We start from the raw sequence: 19,722 nt of genomic DNA on the forward strand, positions 1-19,722 counted from the left end.
ATTTCCTCTTACGCTTGATTACTTCACGCGCGCCCCTGCTTTTGCACCAGAATCAACATCAAGTAAGAATAAATCTGCGCCGCCACTGCCCGCAGAAAGAATCATTCCTTCTGACATACCAAATTTCATTTTACGCGGTGCGAGGTTGGCAACCATAATCACCATACGCCCCTCTAATTCTTCAGGTTTATTGTAAGCCGCCTTAATCCCAGAGAAAACTTGGCGTTGTTCAACGCCTAAATCTAAGATAAATTTCAATAATTTGTTACTTTCAGGCACGGCTTCACATTTTAGCACTTTGGCAACGCGCAAATCTAATTTGGCAAAATCATCAATGCTGATCGTGTCTTCAAAAGGCTCAATATATTGTAAATTTTCCACCGAACTTTTCTCACTATGGGATTGTGGAAGTAATTGTGCATTTTCAGCTTTAGATGCCTCAATCATTTGTTCAATTTGTTTCATCTCTAAACGAGAGAACAATGCCTTAAATGGTGCAATTTTATGCGCGAGCAAAGGTGTTGCAAGGTTGTCCCAAGTAATTTCGGCTTGTAAAAAGGCTTCGGCACGCTCTGCCAATTTCGGTAACACTGGTTTTAAATACCCCATTAATACACGGAAAAGTTGGATACCCATTGAGCAAACTTGCTGTAATTCTTGCTCTCGCCCTTCTTCTTTGGCAATAACCCAAGGTGCTTTTTCATCAATATATTTATTCGCTTTATCCGTTAATGCCATAATTTCACGGATCGCTTTACCAAATTCGCGATTTTCATAATAGGCGGCAATTTGTTCAGATTGTGCGGTAAATTCAGCAAATAATTGTGGATCTTGCAAGGTTGCAGCAAGCTCGCCATCAAAACGTTTTTGAATAAACCCTGCATTGCGTGAAGCAAGATTAACTAATTTATTCACCACATCGGTGTTTACTCGTTGAACAAAATCCTCTAAATTGAGATCAAGATCGTCAATTCTATTCCCCAATTTCGCCGCATAATAATAGCGTAAATACTCTGGATCTAAATGTTTTAAGTAAGTTGCTGCTTGGATAAATGTGCCACGAGATTTCGACATTTTTTCGCCATTTACGGTAACATAGCCGTGAACAAAAATATTATCTGGCTTACGCAATTCAGCCCCTTCTAACATAGCGGGCCAAAACAAGGAGTGAAAATACATAATATCTTTACCAATAAAATGATAAAGCTCCGTTTGGCTGTCTTGTCGCCAAAAATCGTTAAAGTCTAAATCCCCTTTACGCTCACAGAGGTTTTTAAACGATGCCATATAACCAATTGGCGCATCAAGCCAAACATAGAAATATTTGTTTTCTGTATCAGGAATTTTAAAGCCAAAATAAGGGGCATCACGAGAAATATCCCACTGTTGTAAACCCGCTTCAAACCATTCTTGCATTTTGTTCGCCACTTCCTGTTGCAAAGATCCAGAGCGAATCCACTCTTTCAACATTGCTTCAAAACTTGGTAAATCAAAGAAAAAATGCTCACTCTCTTTCAACACTGGCGTTGCACCTGAAACCGTAGAGCGTGGATTAATTAATTCTGTTGGGCTATATGTGGCAGAACAAACTTCGCAATTATCACCATATTGATCAGGGGATTTACATTTTGGGCAAGTCCCTTTAACAAATCGATCAGGCAAGAACATTTGTTTTTCAGGATCGAATAATTGTGAAATAGTACGGCTTTTGATAAAACCATTTTCTTTTAATTTGCGATAAATACATTGTGCCAATTCACGATTTTCTTCACTATGGGTAGAATGATAGTTATCAAAGCTAATATTAAAGCCTTCAAAATCCACAATATGTTTCTGCTGTACATCGGCAATTAACTGCTCAGGCGTAATGCCCATTTGATCGGCTTTCAACATAATTGGCGTGCCGTGTGCATCATCGGCACAAACAAAATAAATTTCGTTGCCACGCATACGTTGGAAGCGCACCCAAATATCGGCTTGGATATGCTCAAGCATATGTCCTAAATGGATCGGGCCGTTTGCATAAGGCAATGCGCAAGTGACTAAAATTTTACGAGGTGAATTTGACATTATCTGTTACCTTTATCATCAGAAAAATTGTGCCGAATTTTACCTTATTGGCGGTATTTTTTCCAGTTCAAGGCGGTTTATCTCAATTTATACTTAACAGCACCGCCTTGCCGTGTTTAAATATACCCACAAATTTACTCAACTATTCTCTAACCATTTACTTAACAGCGACTTAACAATAGGAAATAATGATGACCATTCATTTTTCAACGAATTTAAGCGAGGCTCAACAAGCCGAAATTCAACAATTATTCCAACAATTTCAACACCCTAGCTTACAACGTGATTTAATCAGCCTTAATGCGATCAAAAAAGTAGAGCTAGGCGCAGGCGTGTTACGCATTGAAATCACAATGCCTTTTGCGTGGAACAGTGGTTTTGAACAATTAAAAGCAGCGCTAACCAATGCACTAGAAAAAATCACCCAAGCCACAGAAATAAAATGGGTGCTGAACTACCAAATCGCCACCTTAAAACGCGCCAATAATCACCCAGCGGTAAAAGGCATCAAAAATATTATTGCAGTAAGTTCAGGCAAAGGCGGTGTGGGCAAATCTACCGTTTCCGTCAATTTGGCTTTAGCTTTGCAAGCACAAGGCGCAAAAGTTGGCTTGCTCGATGCGGATATTTATGGCCCATCTGTCCCCCATATGCTTGGCGTGGCAGATCAGCGTCCAACTTCGCCAGACAACAAACATATTAACCCTATTGAAGTGTATGGATTACGCACCAATTCTATTGGCTATTTAATGGACCCAGATAATGCCACCATTTGGCGTGGACCTATGGCAAGCAGTGCATTAAGCCAACTTTTGCAAGAAACCCTATGGGCAAAAGATGGCGTAGAGCTGGATTATTTAGTGATTGATATGCCGCCGGGAACGGGAGATATTCAGCTTACGCTCTCACAACAAATCCCTGTAACTGGGGCGATTGTAGTTACTACCCCACAAGATATCGCCTTAATTGATGCGATTAAAGGGATTTCAATGTTCCAGCGTGTTTCTGTCCCTGTGCTTGGTATTGTGGAAAATATGTCGGTGCATATTTGTAGCCACTGCGGTCATCACGAACCGATTTTTGGCACTGGTGGCGCTGAAAAAATGGCAGAAAAATATCAAGTAAAAGTCCTCGCACAACAACCATTACATATCCGCCTACGTGAAGATATGGATAACGGTAAACCTACGGTGATTTCTGCCCTAGACAGCGAAATTGCCCAATCTTTCTTACAGTTAGCAGAAAACGTTGCCAGCGAACTTTATTGGCAAGGAGAGATTATTCCAAGCGAAATTTTATTTAAAGCGGTGGAATAAACCTATTCGCACTTCACCAAGTGCGGTGCTTTTTTCACAAGTTTTTCAACGCATCTAATTTCAATATAAGGGCGGTTTGATGTATTCGCCCTTATATCGCTTAACTAAACGACTGGCGATAAAGCACTAAGCCTGTACCATACGATGTAAAATTGCCTTATTCTCTCATACATTAGTGCGGTGTTTTTTTCGGCAATTTTACGCATAAAAGAAAATTCATTCTGCACATCACCCAATCCCGGGCATAAAAAAACGCTCAATCTCTTGAGCGTTTTCTTTACTTAATTTAATGATTAGCGACGTAAACCTAAACGCGCGATAATTTCGCTATATTTAGCTAAATCAGTACGTTTTAAGTAATCTAATAATTTACGACGACGAGAAACCATACGTAACAAACCACGACGACCGTGGTGATCTTTTTTATGAACAGCAAAATGACCTTGTAAGTGGTTAATTTGCGCTGTTAATAATGCAATTTGAACTTCTGAAGAACCAGTATCTTTTGCATCACGACCAAACTCAGCAACGATTTCTGCTTTTTTTTCTGTACTTAGAGACATAGTTAAATCCTCAATTATAGGGGTTAATCATACATCAAACGCCGATCTCTAATTCAGCGCCGACAAGGAGCGATAATTGTAGCGGTTAAGCAAAAAAATGCAATAAATATCTTGGGGAAATACATATTTTAATTATATGATTTAATCAAGTTTGATTTCATTTTCAGGTGGATTATGGAACTAGATCAACAAGTCGCACAGAAAATTGTGAAACGAGCAATGCATATTATTCCGAACAGCGTCAATGTAATGGATAAAAATGGGATCATTATTGCTTCAGGAGATACCACCCGTTTAAATCAAAAACATATTGGTGCGGTGATTGCAATTCGAAAAAATCGTGTTGTGGAAGTTGATGAGCTCCTTTCGCAAAAATGGAATCAAGAAGCGAAACCCGGTATCAATATTCCGATTAATTATCTTGGTAAAATTTTTGGCGTGGTGGGTGTCTCAGGTCACCCAGAGGAAGTGCGTCCTTATGCCGAATTGGTAAAAATGACTGCGGAATTAATTATTGAACAATATATTTTAATTGAGCAAGAGCGTTGGTCTCATCGTTATAAAGAAGAATTTATTTTACAGTTAGTCGATAATTCACAAAAATATCCTTTACTTGCTCAACAAGCACATTTCTTTGGCATTGACCTATCCCTTGATTACATAGTCGTATTGATTAATCTATGCCATTCCAATCAGAACCAATTACAAGAATTAGTGAACTACTTACAGCAGCAAAATGTGCTTTTTGCCATTCATTCTCTGGACTCAGTACTCATATTATTACCCGCCAGTGAACGCCAAAATAAAAGATTACTGAAAACACTTGTTCCACCACATTGGAATCTCCGCGCATATAAGATTATTGTAGGTGGCTTTTTAGGCGGAAATGAAAAGCTCGCCCTTTCTTATAAAACCGCATTAAGTACGTTAAACTATGGATTAAAATTTTTTCCGAAAAAAGCTGTTTACTTTTTTGAACAGTACCAACTGCCCGTTTTGTTAGATGATTTAACGGATTCTTGGCAAGCTAAGGAATTGTTAAAACCAATTAATAAACTTTATACTCAAGATACTAATCAACAATTACACAAAACTTTACAACAATATTTTTTGTCAAATTGTGATCTCACTCTCACCGCTCAAAACTTATTCATTCATATTAATACGCTACGTTATCGCCTTAATAAAATTGAACAAATAACTTCTTTATCTTTCAATAGGATAGAGGATTTGTTTATCTTTTATTTAAGTATATTATTAAAAAAGTGATTTGTCCTTTTTGACAAGTTATTACTGATTTTTATCCTATTTTTTGTATCTTCGGATAAAGCATTCTCTATTAGGAAAAACAATAATATGAGTGATGATTAATCCTATAAAGGAGAAATAATATGACAGGCATCGCACTCATTATTAGCTTTATCCTTGCTATCTTGATGATGATTTTTATGATAGCGAAATTAAAAGTTCATCCATTCCTCGCTTTAATGAGCATTTCCCTTGCTTTAGCTCTTCTTGCTGGCATTCCCCTCACAAAAATTCCCTCAATGATTGGAGCTGGTTTTAGCGGAACATTTAAAAGTATCGGAATTGTGATCATTTTTGGTGCAATTATCGGTATGGTACTAGAAAAAACAGGCGCAGCCTTAAAATTGGCAGATATCGTCGTTAAACTGGTTGGACAAAAACGACCTGAACTTGCAATGCTTATTATGGGCTGGGTTGTGGGTATTCCTGTATTCTGTGATAGTGGTTTTGTTGTGTTAAACCCAATTCGTGAAGCTATTCAGAAAAAAATTGCCGCAAATCCTGTTGGCACAGCTGTTGCGCTTAGTGCTGGTCTATATGCCGCACACGTATTCATTCCACCGACACCGGGACCAATTGCAGTAGCTGGTGGTTTAGGTTTAGAGCATAATTTATTATTAGTGATTCTGATGGGAATTACAGTGTCTATTCCTGTATTAATCGCAAGCTATCTTTTTGCCAAATTTATTGGCAAGCGAGTTATCTTACAAGATGAGACGAACGATGAACTTATTGCTCAAGGCTATGAAGCGTTATTGCAAAAATATGGCACGTTACCCAATGGTTTTCTGAGCTTTGCCCCTATCTTTGTACCGATTATTTTAATGGCATTAGGTTCAATAACTAAAATTTCTGGCACAACAGGAGATATAGCTAACTTCATTTTATTCTTAGGTAATCCGATTATTGCCTTAGGTGTTGGGCTAATTTTCGCTATTATTCTGATTTTTCAATGTGGCAAAATCAAAACATTTGAAACCTTAACAAATGATACACTAAAACTTGTTGGCCCTATTCTGTTTATCACTGCAGCGGGTGGGGTATTAGGTAAAGTCATTGTTGAAGCTGGCTTTGTAGAATATATTAAAGAAAACGCACATATTATTAGTAGTGCCGGTATTTTCTTTCCATTTATCATTTCTGCAATTTTAAAAACGGCGCAAGGCAGTTCAACCGTAGCGATGATTACCACCGCAGCAATTATGGGAATGTTTAACGTCGATGATTCTCTAATGAATGCTTTGGGTTTAACCAGTGAAATTGCGGCTGCACTAACCGTAATGGCAATTGCAGCAGGCGCAATGTGTGTTTCTCACGCGAATGATAGTTACTACTGGGTAGTTACAAACTTCAGCAAGATGACCGCACAACAAGGCTATCGTACACAAACCGCACTGACTTTTATTATGGGAATCGTGGGGATTAGCACGGTTTATGTTCTTTCCTTAGTTTTACTTTAATGGACATTGATAATGAAAATACTCATTGCACCAGACTCATTCAAAGAAAGCTTAACCGCTCTTGAAGTAGCGGAAGCGATTGAAATTGGCTTTAAAAAGATTTTTCCACAAGCTCAATATTGTAAAATCCCAATGGCTGATGGTGGTGAAGGTACGGTGCAATCCTTGGTGGATGCCACCGAAGGAAAGCTAATACAATGTACTGTCACTGCCCCGTTAGGTAATAAAATTGATGCATTTTGGGGGCTTTCTGGTGATGGTAAAACCGCATTCATTGAAATGGCAGCAGCTTCTGGATTGCATCTTGTACCAATGGAAGCACGCAATCCATTGAAAACCACCAGTTTTGGTACGGGAGAATTGATTTTAGAGGCATTAAATTATGGCGTTAAAAAAATTATTCTAGGTATAGGAGGGAGTGCAACCAATGACGCAGGTGTAGGAATGTTGCAAGCCTTAGGCGCACGCATTCTCAATGATGAAAATCAGCTTTTAAACTATGGTGGTGAGCAGTTAATTAACATCGCTCATATTGATTTACACCAGCTTGATCCGCGTTTAGCCCAAGTACAAATTGAGGTTGCTTGTGATGTGAGCAATCCAATGTGTGGTGAGACAGGGGCATCAGCAGTATTCGGGCCACAAAAAGGGGCAACGCCTCAAATAGTTCAGCAACTGGATGTCGCACTTGCACATTTTGCACAAACCGTGCGGCAACAACTTGGTATTGATATTGCTAACCAAGCGGGAGCTGGCGCGGCAGGAGGAATGGGCGGTGGATTATTGCTTCTCCCTAAAGTGCGGTTAAAAAAAGGGGTAAATATTGTATTAGAAACCTTAAATTTTGCCACACAAGTACAAAATGCGGATTTAGTGATTACAGGTGAAGGCAGAATGGATGGGCAAAGTGCATACGGAAAAACGCCAATTGGCGTCGCTAAAGTAGCCAAACAATTTGGCAAGCCTGTTATTGCTATCGTAGGTTGCCTACGAGAAGATTACGAAGTGGTGTATGAGCAGGGTATTGATGCGGTATTTCCCATTATTCGTCAGCTAGATAGCTTGGAAAACACCTTACGATCAGGAAAAGAAAATCTGATTTCAACCGCACAGAATGTTGCCCGATTTTATCAGTTAACCACAAGATAACTTGAGTTAAGATCAGAGTGCGGTGCAAAAATTAAGAAAATTTGTACCGCACTTAATTTATCTATGGAATAGTTTTTTCATTCGCTTTTCTTAATTAAACGTGATTACCACATCTTATCAGGACTAAATATAATACGATCAAAAATCCCCTCTTATCCCATTATACTTTGAGTGAATATTTAGCTAATTTGCGATGAAATTTTATTGTCCTATCAATCTTGCAAGCAAATGGTTCGCTCCCCTACTTGCTCCTTTCTTTTCTTGCTTAGTCGGTGAGTTTATTGACACCAAAATGGCGATAGGTTCGTAATGTGGCGATACGTCCTCTTGGTGTACGTTGCAAAAAACCTTGCTGAATTAAATAAGGCTCAAGCACATCTTCAATGGTTTCGCGTTCTTCACCAATGGCGGCAGCAAGGTTATCTAACCCCACAGGGCCACCGTCAAAGCGTTCAATAATCGCGCTTAATAATTTGCGATCCATAAAATCAAAACCAGCCGGATCCACATCCAACATAGAAAGGGCTGATTGCGCAATTTGTGCGGATATTTGGCCTGCATTTTTTACGTCCGCATAATCACGCACGCGACGTAGTAAACGATTTGCAATACGTGGTGTGCCACGGGAACGGCAAGCAATTTCTTGTGCGGCATCTTGTTCAATGGCTAAATTTAAGCATTGCGCACTGCGTGCCACAATAGACGTGAGATCTTCCACTGAATAAAATTCTAAGCGTTGCACAATGCCAAAGCGATCTCGCAAAGGGGAAGTGAGCGAGCCAGCTTTCGTCGTTGCACCAATTAAGGTAAAAGGGGGTAAGTCTAATTTGATCGAACGTGCGGCTGGTCCTTCACCAATCATAATATCAAGCTGATAGTCTTCCATTGCGGGATACAGGACTTCTTCAATCGCAGGGGAAAGGCGGTGAATTTCGTCAATAAATAGTACATCGTGCGGTTCGAGATTGGTAAGCATCGCAGCAAGATCACCTGCTTTTTCTAATACTGGCCCAGATGTGGTACGGATATTGACGCCCATTTCATTGGCTACTATATTTGCCAGTGTGGTTTTTCCTAAACCCGGAGGGCCAAAAATTAAGAGGTGATCGAGCGCATCTTGACGCAACTTTGCTGCTTGAATAAAAATTTCCATTTGCTCACATACTTGCGGTTGCCCCACATAATCAGTGAGTAATTTAGGACGAATCGCGCGATCAATATATTCTTCATCAAATTTTTCTGTTGCGCTAACAATTCTATCTACTTCAATCATTATTCTGCCTTATTTATAACGCTGCTTTTAGGGCTTCGCGGATTAATTGTTCACTATTAAGTGTTGGATCGGCGACTTTTTTCACCATTTTTTCCGCCTCACTTGCTTTGTAACCTAAAGCAATTAATGCCGCTACCGCATCATCAATATGCATATTTTCTTTGTTTGATGATTTTTCAACCATAGGCAAATGGGTACTTTCAATAAAGAAATCGGCTTGTTGTAAATCTTTAAATTTCCCTTTTAATTCAACCAGTAAACGTTCTGCTGTTTTTTTTCCAACGCCCGGAATTTTAACCAATTTAGACAATTCTTCACGTTCTATGGCATAGGCAAATTCATTTACTGACATTGCAGATAAAATTGCTAAGGCTAATTTAGGCCCAACGCCATTGGTTTTAATCAGTTCGCGAAATAGACTACGATCTTGTTTATGAGAAAAACCAAATAATAAATGGGCATCTTCTCGCACCACCAAATGGGTGAATAATGTGGTTTGTTGCCCTGTTTCTGGTAAGTTATAAAAGCTGGTCATTGGCAATAAAAGTTCATAGCCGATGCCTTGTACATCAAGTAAAATTTCTGGTGGTTGCTTCTCGACTAATAATCCTGTTAAACGGCCTATCATAATTTCCCCTTAAAACGATTTGCCATAGCATAAAATAAAACTGGATAAATATCCAGTTTTAAACAATAAATTTTCACTCTTAACGACTATAAACGAAAACGCCCTCGACTATATCTAGGACGTAAAAGTGCGGTGCTTTTTACGCCTGTTTTTTGCGTATTTTGATTCACTTGAGAAAGCTGGGCGGCAGAATGAGCGTGAGTGATGGCGATAGCTAAGGCATCTGCCGCATCGGCTTGTGGCTTTGCAGATAGTTTGAGGATTCGCATTACCATTTCTTGTACTTGGGTTTTATCCGCAGCGCCTGTTCCGACCACCGTTTGTTTCACTAAACGAGCCGCATATTCAAACACTGGTAAATCTTGGTTCACCGCAGCGACAATCGCCACGCCACGTGCTTGCCCAAGTTTTAATGCAGAATTGGCATTTTTTGCCAAAAAGACCTCTTCAATAGCAAACATTGTAGGGTGGAATTGGGTGATAATTTCACTCACGCCAGCATAAATTCGTTTTAAGCGTGTGGGCATATCTTCTGCCTGAGTACGAATTACGCCGCTGCCTAAATAGTCTAATTTAAGTCCAACTTGGCGGATCACTCCATAACCCGTTAAACGAGATCCCGGATCGATACCTAAAATAATTGCCATCTTTTTTCCTAAATGAAAAAGGTGCTGATGAGATCACGCACCTTTTAAATTACTGTCAATAAAATCAATGTGAAAAATTAAAGCAGTGCCGCCACTTCATCACTGATTTCACCATTGTGATAAACGTTTTGCACGTCATCACAATCTTCCAGCATTTCAATTAAGCGTAATAATTTTGGTGCGGTTTCTGCATCAAGATTCACCGTAGTAGATGGGATCATTGTGACTTCTGCTTCTTGAATTTTAAAGCCAGCTGCTTCAATTGCTTCACGCACGGTGCTTAAATCTTCCCACGCAGTATAGATTTCAAAGCTACCATCTTCTTGTGGTTGGATATCATCTGCGCCCGCTTCAATCGCCGCTTCTGTTAACGCATCTTCATCAGCTTCGGCAATCAAAATTAAGCCTTTTTTACTAAATAAATATCCTACCGAGCCTTCTGTGCCTAAGTTTCCGCCACATTTGGTGAAACTTGGGCGAACTTGTGAAATCGTGCGGTTTGCGTTATCGCTTAGGCATTCCACCATAACCGCTGTGCCGCCCGGGCCATAGCCTTCATAGACTTTGGTTTCCATATTCGTATCATCGCCACCGCCTACACCACGGTCAATGGCACGATTAATGGTATCACGTGTCATATTGTTAGAAAGGGCTTTATCCACCGCCGCGCGTAAACGTGGGTTGGCACTTACATCACCACCACCTAATTTTGCTGCGGTAACTAATTCACGAATTAATTTAGTAAAGATTTTTCCACGTTGGGCATCTTGGGCGGCTTTACGGTGTTTAATATTCGCCCACTTACTATGTCCTGCCATTTTTTTTCCTTCTATTTTCTGTGATCTTTTTGATCTTGAGTTTAATTAAATTTGTTTATTTTTATAAATCGGGTTCGCCGTTGGCGACTGACTTTTTCTTTGCTCGTACAAAGTAAAAGTAAGCACGCCCGACTTCACTGCTTTTCTTCACTTAGTTGAAATTTTCTTTACGCAAAATTCAGAACTCGCTACGCTCAAACACGCTGAATTTTGCTAAAAATTTCAGTCGTTCAGGCAATTCAGACGGGATCAAGCTGAACGCTGATATTATTTATATTATTCCCCAAGTGCGGTGAAAAATTCTCTTATTTTTTCATCGCATCTTTCCCCTTTTTAGCAAAAAGAGGCTAGGGGAGATTTATCAGCCTTTATTTATTAAATATTTCTTTATCGCTGCGGCATTATTTGGCGATTTTGTTAGCTGTATGGCTTCTTGCACCGAAACCCATTTAAAAGCTAAATGCTCAGTTAATTGAGGCTCAAATTCTTGTTCAACCGCATATAAAAACCAATATTCCCGGCAGTGCGTGATATTCGGTGCGTATTTATAGCGGAAATGCGGAAAAATTTCAAATTCTACGCTTTCATTGCAATCAAAAAGTGCGGTGGAATTTGGTGAAATTTTTAACCGCACTTCTTCCCAAAGTTCACGAATTACCGCTTCTTTTGGGGTTTCGCCTTTTTCTATTGACCCCGTTACCGACTGCCAAAAATCAGGATCGTCTTTGCGTTGTAGCATCAACACGCGATTTGTGTTTTTGGCGTAGATAATAACAAGAACGCTTTGGGGATTTTTGTAAGTCATACAAGATAAGACGTGGGTGTCCCCACGCCTATTTACCTAAAGTTATTTCTCGTTTTTTACCACGCTAATCCCTAATTCGGCTAAAGCTTGTGGGTTCGCATAACTTGGCGCTTCTGTCATTAAGCACGCCGCGGCGGTGGTTTTCGGGAAGGCTATCACATCACGAATGTTGTCTGTGCCAGTTAAAAGCATCACTAAACGATCTAAGCCGAAAGCCAATCCTGCGTGTGGTGGCGTACCGAATTTTAAGGCATCAAGTAAGAAACCAAATTTTTCATATTGTTCTTCTTCATTAATACCAAGAATACGGAAGACCGTTTGTTGCATTACTGGGTCAAAAATACGCACAGAGCCACCGCCTACTTCGTAACCGTTAATGACCATATCATAAGCATTTGCTACTGCTGAGGTTGGATCTTGCTCAAGTTGTGCAGGGCTGAAATCTTTCGGTGAAGTGAAGGGGTGATGCATCGCGGCAAGATTACCTTCTTCATCACGCTCAAACATTGGGAAATCAATGACCCAAAGTGGTTTCCATTCGTCTAAACGGGTTAAGCCTAAATCACGACCTAATTTCAAACGCAATGCGCCCATTGCATCTGTTGCCACGTTCCATTTATCCGCACCAAAGAAGAGAATATCGCCATTTTGTGCTTGTACACGTGTTAATAAAGCATTCAGAACATCTTCAGATAAGAATTTAGCGATTGGGCTTTGCACCCCTTCTAAGCCTTTTTCAAGCTCATTCACTTTCAACCAAGCTAAGCCTTTTGCGCCATAAATGCCGACAAATTGAGTATATTCATCAATTTGTTTACGCGTAATGCTTGCACCATTTGGCACACGAATCACGGTAACACGGCCATTTGGATCATTAGCTGGGCCGCTAAATACTTTGAAATCGACCTCTTTAACTAAATCAGCCACATCGACCATTTCTAATGGATTACGCAAATCAGGTTTATCTGAACCAAAACGTTGCATTGCTTCTTGCCACGTCATCATTGGGAATTTGCCGAGATCTACGCCTAAGATCGCTAACCATAATCCGTGGATCATCTGTTCCATAATTTCACGCACTTCTGGTGCGGTTAAGAACGAAGTTTCCACATCAATTTGGGTAAATTCAGGTTGACGATCAGCACGCAGATCTTCATCACGGAAACATTTTACAATTTGATAATAACGATCAAAGCCAGACATCATCAATAATTGTTTAAATAATTGTGGTGATTGTGGCAAGGCATAGAATTTCCCTTTATGGACACGGCTGGGTACTAAATAATCGCGCGCACCTTCAGGGGTGGCTTTCGTTAGCATTGGGGTTTCAATATCTAAGAAACCGTGATCATCCATAAAACGGCGTACAAAACTGGTAATCTTCGCACGAGTTTTCAAGCGTTGCGCCATTTCAGGACGACGTAAATCTAAGTAACGATATTTTAAGCGTTGTTCTTCTGTATTATTTTGGTTGAAATCCAATGGCAAGACATCCGAGGCATTATAAACAGAAAGAGATTTTGCCAACACTTCCACTTCGCCCGTTGCCATTGTTTTATTAATTTGATTTTCAGGGCGTGCAATGACTTCACCTTTAACTTGAATACAAAACTCATTGCGTAAATTGGCTGCTGCGCTCAATGCTTCTTGATATTTAGGATCAAAACAAACTTGCACAATCCCTTCGCGATCGCGTAAGTCAATAAAAATAAGTCCACCTAAATCACGGCGTTTATTCACCCAGCCACTTAGCGTAACCTCTTGCCCAATGTTGTTGCGGTTTAATGCCCCGCAATAATGAGTTCGCATCATAATATTTTCCTTCAAAATTTTAAAAAGTGATAACAGCGGAATTATAGCGGAAATCGAGGGCGGATAGAATTGTTAATTGAGAAGTTATGCAAAAACTTCTGAATGTGTGTTTAACCGAACTAATTTTAGGCATTGTTGTTCAATTTTATAAATTAGCACGAGATCATTGAGAATATGGCAATCCATATAGCCTTTCAAATTATTTTTAAGTGGATGATTTTTATATTCGGCAGGCAGGGTTATCCCATTTGTTAAGCAATGCATTACTTCCAAATAGCGGGGGTGAACAAACAAGTGCGGTGTTTTTTTGGCAAGTTGTACTAAATCTCGCTTAAATTCTTTTGCCATTTCAATTTCATTAATTGGCAACGGCTGGCTCATTTATTCTTTTCCTTCGGCTTTTTGTTTTAGTAAAGAGGCAAGATCAGTATTAGCATCAAGAGAAAACCGCTCAGCTTTTCCATTTTCAATTTCATCCATTGCCATTAACGTTTTTGTATTAGGTTGCAAATAATTCAAACTTAAAGGAATAGCTTTAGTCGCAACAATTTCCGTTAAAAACATATTGAATACCTGTGAGGGAGTAAGACCATATTGTGCAATCACTTCAAACGCCTCGGTTTTTAAATGCTGTGGCAAACGAAAATTCACCACCGCATTATTGTTCGTCATTGTTGCCATAATAAACCTCTTGATAGATTAAGTTAAGTTTATGGCATTATATTGCATATACATTATCATTACAAATTAAGCTTAATCTATTTTCATTTGTGAGAACCACCGTCTTACTCTAAAATACAAGCAAAATAAAGTGCGGGGAAAATTTTATTAATTTTCAGCACATTTTAGTGAAAAATTTAGGATAAATAATGACTAAAGATACCCTCTTTTCTGCCCCGATTAAAAATTTAGGCGATTTTACTTTTGATGAAAATGTCGCGGAAGTGTTTCCCGATATGATTCAACGTTCTGTGCCGGGATATTCTAATATCATTACCGCAATTGGTATGTTGGCAAGCCGTTTTGTTACGCCTAATTCAAATGTGTATGATCTGGGTTGTTCCCGTGGTGCAGCAACGCTTTCTGCCAGACGTCATATTCAGCAACCTAATGTGAAAATTATTGGGGTGGATAATTCGTTGCCAATGGTAGAGCGTTGCCGTCAGCATATTCAGGCTTATCACAGTGATATTCCCGTTGAAATTTTATGTGATGATATTCGTCAAATTCACATTGAAAATGCCTCAATGGTGATTTTGAATTTCACCCTGCAGTTTTTGCCTCCGCAAGATCGCACCACGCTACTGACAAAAATCTACCAAGGTTTAAACCCAAATGGGGTGTTAGTGTTATCGGAAAAATTCCGTTTTAATGATGAAAAAATTGATGATTTACTGATTAATCTGCACCACGAATTTAAACGAGCCAATGGTTATAGTGAGCTAGAAGTTAGCCAAAAACGTACCGCACTTGAAAATGTGATGCGAACAGATGAGATTGAAACGCACAAAGTGCGGTTAAAATCCATAGGATTTTCTCACGTTGAACTGTGGTTTCAGTGTTTTAATTTCGGTTCAATGATTGCCATTAAATAATGAAAAGGCGCTCATTCGTTTTGATTGCACTATTAGGAACGGTAATTCATCCCCTTTATGCTCAAGATAGGGGAGTTACCGGCCTTTCACAACTGAGTATAGATCCGCTTTTCACGCGCGATTTTATTATTTTTATAACCGCACTTTAACAAATCCACAACAACTTATTACTACCAGCCAAAAATTAGGGACTGAATTGCTTTACGAATACCAGAACCTTAATGCTATTGCAGTGCATATTCCTGAGAAATTGGATCTTCGATTGTTAGAAAAGCAGTTAGCAAACCTTAACGGTGTATTACAAGTAAACCCATCACAGGTCATGCAATTGCATGAAAAATAGAAATTTAAAAGTAACCGATTCAAAGTTAGCACATATTAAAAAAGCCACGTCAAACGTGGCTTTTGGGATAGATAAATATCTAATCTAACAATTAGAAGTAAACGCGTAAACCAACAGCATAACGGTTATCTTTAGCGCTTTGAGTTTGACCTTTAACTTTCACATCATTGCCACCAATAGTACCAGTGCCTTTAACGCGTGAATGTGCATACTCAACATAAGCTACTACATTTTTGTTAAATGCATAATCTGCACCAACAAGATAAACATTTTCTGTTAATTTCTGATTTTTAGCTACATCTAAAGTCCCAACTACAGAACGTAAGAAGTTTGCATCGCCTTTATCGAAACTTAAGCCTGCTTTGTTACCTTTATATTGATTACGTTCCCAAGCGGCATACACAGAAGCGTTCTCTAAATATTGGTATTTAGCCGCAACTTCTAAGAAACGACCTCTTCCTTCTTGATCTTGGGTTTGGTGATCTTTGTAATAAGATTGACCATACTCAGCACCGAAAGTTGCTGGCCCATAAGTAAATTGAGAAGCTACACGCCAAGATTGAACTTTACGACCTGTTCCTGTTGTTTTTTTAGCTTGAACTGGAGGAGTAGCATCTTTATTCGCAGCCTCACCATTGTCATACACTTCTACAGTATAGCCAGCATTTAAATTTACCCCAACGTCAGCGAATTGACCTGCATAAAATGCAGATGTACCATAAGCATATTTAAGGTCTGAAGCTTCATTCTGTTTCTTAGCTTGACCAAAAGTATAATCAGCGCCAAAACCTAAAGTTTGACCTTCAGCTAATTGAAAATCTGCTGAGCGGAAAGAAACGACTTTATCACCACCAGTGAATAAGTTATTGTTACCACCGAATAGATAAGAATGATCATTAAGCTCTACTGCATCACCAGTAGTATCTTGTTTACCAAATGAAACACGACCAATTTCATCTTTTTGAAGTGCTAACCACAATTTATTAGTTTTAATATTATTGAATGAAGAACCAGTATCCCATTTATCACCACCATCGTTGAAACGTAAACGAGAGTAACCGATTACTTTAACACCTTCACCTAAATCGTGTTGTGCTTTGAATTCTAAGCGTGAACCAACGTTACGAAGGTCAGCACGTTCATTATCGTTGAATTTACCTAAAGCTACATCAAAACGACCGCCTACATCTACTTGTGTGCCATCGTTGTTATAAACTGTTGCCGCGCTTGCTGAAGTTGCTACAGCTGCAACTGCTAATGCTAATAATGTCTTTTTCATAATTAAATTCCTTTCAGAATTAAGTTGTTATAACAAATTTTAAAGTTAGGCTAAAACTTTTCTTAAAAGAAAATGTCAAAGCTGACTTCACTTGAAGCACGGCTATATTGGCAAAGAAATATTCAAGTGTCAATGTAAAATCTGAAAAAGTTCATTGTATTTAGTGATCAAGATCACATATTTTAAGAAAAAATCCATCTCTATATTTGCTTAATGCGGAATTTGTATGAATTTGCACCTAATGTATAAAATATAAATAATGATGACTTATCAAGATTACTTAAGGCATATAAGAGCTAAAGTTAATAACAGTATTAAATTCTCTTTCAAATTGAGCAAAATCCCATTTCAACCCCCGCCACTCATTTCCCGTTTAGCAAATTGGTGAGCGAGTTTTTCGGGGTACAGGTCTAAATTGGGTTTATAACTTGTGCGCCCCACGTTGTAATCAAAGCCACGGTCAGTAATCACCCAACGATCTTCATTGACCTTAAACGCCGTGGTTTTCTCGGTTTCTCGTTGGTTAATTTTACGCTCATATTCCACCAATCGCCCTTCGCCTTGGCTAACTTCGAGGTTACGCCGCTTAATATCCCGCTCGGCAAGGGCAATCACCGTACAACGGCAATTAAAGCCATTAGGCGGGTAAAAGGTGTGCCAGAATGGATCATCGTAGGCATATACTAAACCATTCATTGCGCTATGACTTGGGCGGGTGCGATCATCATTGACGGCGCTATATTGCCAATAAGGGCGGTTATCTACATTATCTCGCATTTGTTGATACCACTGAGCAAAATCACCATCCTCAAAAGAGCAATGATTTTGTCGAATAAATAATTAACAAAAAAGCACCGCACTTACAAAATCGCTCAAATATGACTTATTTGAGTGAATTTTGGGTATTACGCGTAAAAAAGACAGCCCGCTATAAAGGAGAGCAAAAACCAGAGCAAGTAGCCGCTTATCAACATACATTGGAACAATACGATGAATATCAAGCCGTTTTATTGATGAAACAGGATTGGATACCTTTTATTACCGCCCTTATGCCTAATAATTGCTAAACGATACTTGCGCACATCATCTGTTGCAGCTCAAATCAAAGACCAAAATAGCCTATAATTACACTCATGATTTATTCAGCCACGATGGATAGGCGTTTATTTGAAGCAGAGTTTGAATGAGTATTGCGACTAATCTGTCAATTACATGATCGACAAATTTGCCACACCAACCTCAACCCCCATACTATTTTAGTACAACATTTCGTCACGCCAGAACAAAAATATTGGCTCTTAGAAATGCACAGAAAAATCGGGTAATAGTTGGAAAGCCCAAAATCTAACTAAATTACACCGCTCTTTTAATAAAGAGGGAAATAAACTGGCAATTCAATTTACTCAGCCAGATTGGAATGAAATTTTAGTTGGATATTGTAAATAATTTAGCAGCTATATAAATCCTTTTCTCTTATTTTGAATAAAAATAGAAATTTTTATTTGACTTTGCAAAAAGTGAATTTTAAAAATTTAATAACCTACTTAGATTTCAATCCTCTTTTATCTTTTGAGTAATAGAGTGAAAATATCCTCCTCCCTCCAAAAATGGAAAAACGCCACTGAGTTCCCTCAATGGCGTTCTTCTCTCATTCAAAACCTGGCGGTGCCCTACTCTCACATGGGAAACTCCCACACTACCATCGGCGTTACAGCGTTTCACTTCTAAGTTCGGCATGGATTTAGGTGGGTCCACTGCACTAACGCCGCCAAGATAATTCTTTCGCTTATCTAAAGCTTATCTCTCTTATCTACAGACTTCAAAGCATTCCGCTCTAAAATCTCTACTCTCTCAATCAAAAACAAGCCAAAACCCTTGAGTGTTGTATAGTTAAGCCTCTCGGGCAATTAGTACTGGTTAGCTCAACGACTCACATCGCTTACACACCCAGCCTATCTACGTCTTAGTCTCAAACAACCCTTACCAACTTAAAGTCGGGGAGAACTCATCTTAAGGCAAGTTTCGTGCTTAGATGCTTTCAGCACTTATCTCTTCCGCATTTAGCTACCCAGCAGTGCCTCTGGCGAGACAACTGGTACACCAGTGATGCGTCCACTCCGGTCCTCTCGTACTAGGAGCAGCCCCTCTCAATTCTCCAACGCCCACGGCAGATAGGGACCGAACTGTCTCACGACGTTCTAAACCCAGCTCGCGTACCACTTTAAATGGCGAACAGCCATACCCTTGGGACCTACTTCAGCCCCAGGATGTGATGAGCCGACATCGAGGTGCCAAACACCGCCGTCGATATGAACTCTTGGGCGGTATCAGCCTGTTATCCCCGGAGTACCTTTTATCCGTTGAGCGATGGCCCTTCCATTCAGAACCACCGGATCACTATGACCTGCTTTCGCACCTGCTCGACTTGTCTGTCTCGCAGTTAAGCTTGCTTATACCATTGCACTAACCTGACGATGTCCGACCGTCATTAGCAAACCTTCGTGCTCCTCCGTTACGCTTTGGGAGGAGACCGCCCCAGTCAAACTACCCACCAGACACTGTCCGAACACCCGTTTCAGGCGCTTCGTTAGAACATCAAACGTTAAAGGGTGGTATTTCAACAACGACTCCACGATAACTGGCGTTACCGCTTCAT

At 39.6% G+C, this 19,722-nt stretch carries 17 protein-coding genes, 2 rRNA genes and 2 pseudogenes (1 of these 21 running past the window's edge); 7 read left to right on the top strand and 14 right to left on the bottom strand.

From position 1 onward, the window contains the following. Positions 1 to 18: 18 nt before the first annotated feature. Positions 19 to 2,070: a methionine--tRNA ligase gene (metG, locus tag L4F92_RS08665; protein WP_250363435.1), complete on the bottom strand. Its 2,052-nt coding sequence runs from the start codon at positions 2,068 to 2,070 to the stop codon at positions 19 to 21. A 191-nt stretch (positions 2,071 to 2,261) separates the two neighbouring features. On the opposite strand from metG, the gene apbC reads away from it, so the two are divergent. Further along, positions 2,262 to 3,386 (top strand): iron-sulfur cluster carrier protein ApbC, encoded by a 1,125-nt coding sequence (gene apbC / locus L4F92_RS08670; RefSeq protein ID WP_250364586.1) that lies wholly within the window; start codon positions 2,262 to 2,264, stop codon positions 3,384 to 3,386. Between the two features lie 293 nt (positions 3,387 to 3,679). On the opposite strand, the gene rpsO is transcribed toward apbC, so the two are convergent. Further along, the gene (rpsO, locus tag L4F92_RS08675; protein WP_250349684.1) at positions 3,680 to 3,949 is read right to left on the bottom strand and encodes a 30S ribosomal protein S15; all 270 of its coding nucleotides are present in this window, start codon (positions 3,947 to 3,949) and stop codon (positions 3,680 to 3,682) included. Between the two features lie 174 nt (positions 3,950 to 4,123). Here rpsO and L4F92_RS08680 point away from each other — a divergent pair, with 174 nt between their 5' ends. The 3 genes from L4F92_RS08680 to L4F92_RS08690 all read left to right on the top strand — a co-directional run bounded on the left by L4F92_RS08680 (position 4,124) and on the right by L4F92_RS08690 (position 7,866). Beyond that, the gene (locus L4F92_RS08680) at positions 4,124 to 5,218 is read left to right on the top strand and encodes a sugar diacid recognition domain-containing protein (RefSeq protein WP_250363436.1); all 1,095 of its coding nucleotides are present in this window, start codon (positions 4,124 to 4,126) and stop codon (positions 5,216 to 5,218) included. 122 nt (positions 5,219 to 5,340) lie between these two features. Then, positions 5,341 to 6,717 (top strand): GntP family permease, encoded by a 1,377-nt coding sequence (locus L4F92_RS08685; protein ID WP_250363437.1) that lies wholly within the window; start codon positions 5,341 to 5,343, stop codon positions 6,715 to 6,717. Positions 6,718 to 6,729: 12 nt separating this feature from the next. Then, the gene (locus L4F92_RS08690) at positions 6,730 to 7,866 is read left to right on the top strand and encodes a glycerate kinase (RefSeq protein WP_250363438.1); all 1,137 of its coding nucleotides are present in this window, start codon (positions 6,730 to 6,732) and stop codon (positions 7,864 to 7,866) included. A gap of 265 nt (positions 7,867 to 8,131) precedes the next feature. Here L4F92_RS08690 and ruvB read toward each other — a convergent pair whose 3' ends face one another. The 8 genes from ruvB to L4F92_RS08730 form a co-directional block, all read right to left on the bottom strand. Further along, positions 8,132 to 9,139 carry a Holliday junction branch migration DNA helicase RuvB gene (gene ruvB, locus L4F92_RS08695; RefSeq protein WP_250363439.1) on the bottom strand — a complete coding sequence of 336 codons (1,008 nt, stop codon included), beginning with the start codon at positions 9,137 to 9,139 and terminating at the stop codon, positions 8,132 to 8,134. A gap of 13 nt (positions 9,140 to 9,152) precedes the next feature. Next, complete coding sequence (ruvA, locus tag L4F92_RS08700) at positions 9,153 to 9,767, bottom strand: Holliday junction branch migration protein RuvA (protein ID WP_250363440.1); 615 nt, start codon at positions 9,765 to 9,767, stop codon at positions 9,153 to 9,155. Between the two features lie 86 nt (positions 9,768 to 9,853). Then, positions 9,854 to 10,414: a crossover junction endodeoxyribonuclease RuvC gene (gene ruvC, locus L4F92_RS08705; RefSeq protein ID WP_250363441.1), complete on the bottom strand. Its 561-nt coding sequence runs from the start codon at positions 10,412 to 10,414 to the stop codon at positions 9,854 to 9,856. 77 nt (positions 10,415 to 10,491) lie between these two features. Further along, positions 10,492 to 11,232, bottom strand: coding sequence for a YebC/PmpR family DNA-binding transcriptional regulator (locus L4F92_RS08710; RefSeq protein WP_250363442.1), 741 nt, complete (start codon positions 11,230 to 11,232; stop codon positions 10,492 to 10,494). A gap of 361 nt (positions 11,233 to 11,593) precedes the next feature. Then, entirely contained in the window at positions 11,594 to 12,037 is a 444-nt protein-coding gene (gene nudB / locus L4F92_RS08715) for a dihydroneopterin triphosphate diphosphatase (protein ID WP_250363443.1), read from the bottom strand. Positions 12,038 to 12,079: 42 nt separating this feature from the next. Next, positions 12,080 to 13,849: an aspartate--tRNA ligase gene (gene aspS / locus L4F92_RS08720; RefSeq protein ID WP_250363444.1), complete on the bottom strand. Its 1,770-nt coding sequence runs from the start codon at positions 13,847 to 13,849 to the stop codon at positions 12,080 to 12,082. An 84-nt stretch (positions 13,850 to 13,933) separates the two neighbouring features. Further along, positions 13,934 to 14,230 (bottom strand): type II toxin-antitoxin system RelE/ParE family toxin, encoded by a 297-nt coding sequence (locus tag L4F92_RS08725; protein ID WP_250363445.1) that lies wholly within the window; start codon positions 14,228 to 14,230, stop codon positions 13,934 to 13,936. Continuing rightward, positions 14,231 to 14,521 (bottom strand): type II toxin-antitoxin system RelB/DinJ family antitoxin, encoded by a 291-nt coding sequence (locus L4F92_RS08730; RefSeq protein WP_250351659.1) that lies wholly within the window; start codon positions 14,519 to 14,521, stop codon positions 14,231 to 14,233. Positions 14,522 to 14,718: 197 nt separating this feature from the next. On the opposite strand from L4F92_RS08730, the gene cmoA reads away from it, so the two are divergent. After that, positions 14,719 to 15,444, top strand: coding sequence for a carboxy-S-adenosyl-L-methionine synthase CmoA (cmoA, locus tag L4F92_RS08735; RefSeq protein WP_250349673.1), 726 nt, complete (start codon positions 14,719 to 14,721; stop codon positions 15,442 to 15,444). 434 nt (positions 15,445 to 15,878) lie between these two features. Here the strand turns inward: cmoA and L4F92_RS08740 are convergent, their stop codons facing one another. Then, the gene (locus L4F92_RS08740) at positions 15,879 to 17,066 is read right to left on the bottom strand and encodes a porin (RefSeq protein ID WP_250349672.1); all 1,188 of its coding nucleotides are present in this window, start codon (positions 17,064 to 17,066) and stop codon (positions 15,879 to 15,881) included. 354 nt (positions 17,067 to 17,420) lie between these two features. After that, positions 17,421 to 17,852: pseudogene (locus tag L4F92_RS08745) on the bottom strand (phage head morphogenesis protein); the annotation flags it as partial. 92 nt (positions 17,853 to 17,944) lie between these two features. Between L4F92_RS08745 and L4F92_RS08750 the strand changes: the two are divergent. After that, positions 17,945 to 18,133, top strand: a complete 189-nt coding sequence (locus L4F92_RS08750) for a hypothetical protein (protein ID WP_250349671.1) — start codon at positions 17,945 to 17,947, stop codon at positions 18,131 to 18,133. Positions 18,134 to 18,256: 123 nt separating this feature from the next. After that, a pseudogene (locus L4F92_RS11125) lies at positions 18,257 to 18,512 on the top strand (lipopolysaccharide kinase InaA family protein). Between the two features lie 211 nt (positions 18,513 to 18,723). Here L4F92_RS11125 and rrf read toward each other — a convergent pair. Together rrf and L4F92_RS08760 are read right to left on the bottom strand one after the other, a co-directional pair. Continuing rightward, positions 18,724 to 18,839, bottom strand: a 5S ribosomal RNA gene (gene rrf, locus L4F92_RS08755). A gap of 113 nt (positions 18,840 to 18,952) precedes the next feature. Continuing rightward, positions 18,953 to 19,722, bottom strand: a 23S ribosomal RNA gene (locus tag L4F92_RS08760) (it continues 2,129 nt past the right edge of the window).

Origin of the sequence: Avibacterium sp. 21-595, assembly GCF_023611905.1 — a bacterium.
Lineage (GTDB): Bacteria > Pseudomonadota > Gammaproteobacteria > Enterobacterales > Pasteurellaceae > Avibacterium.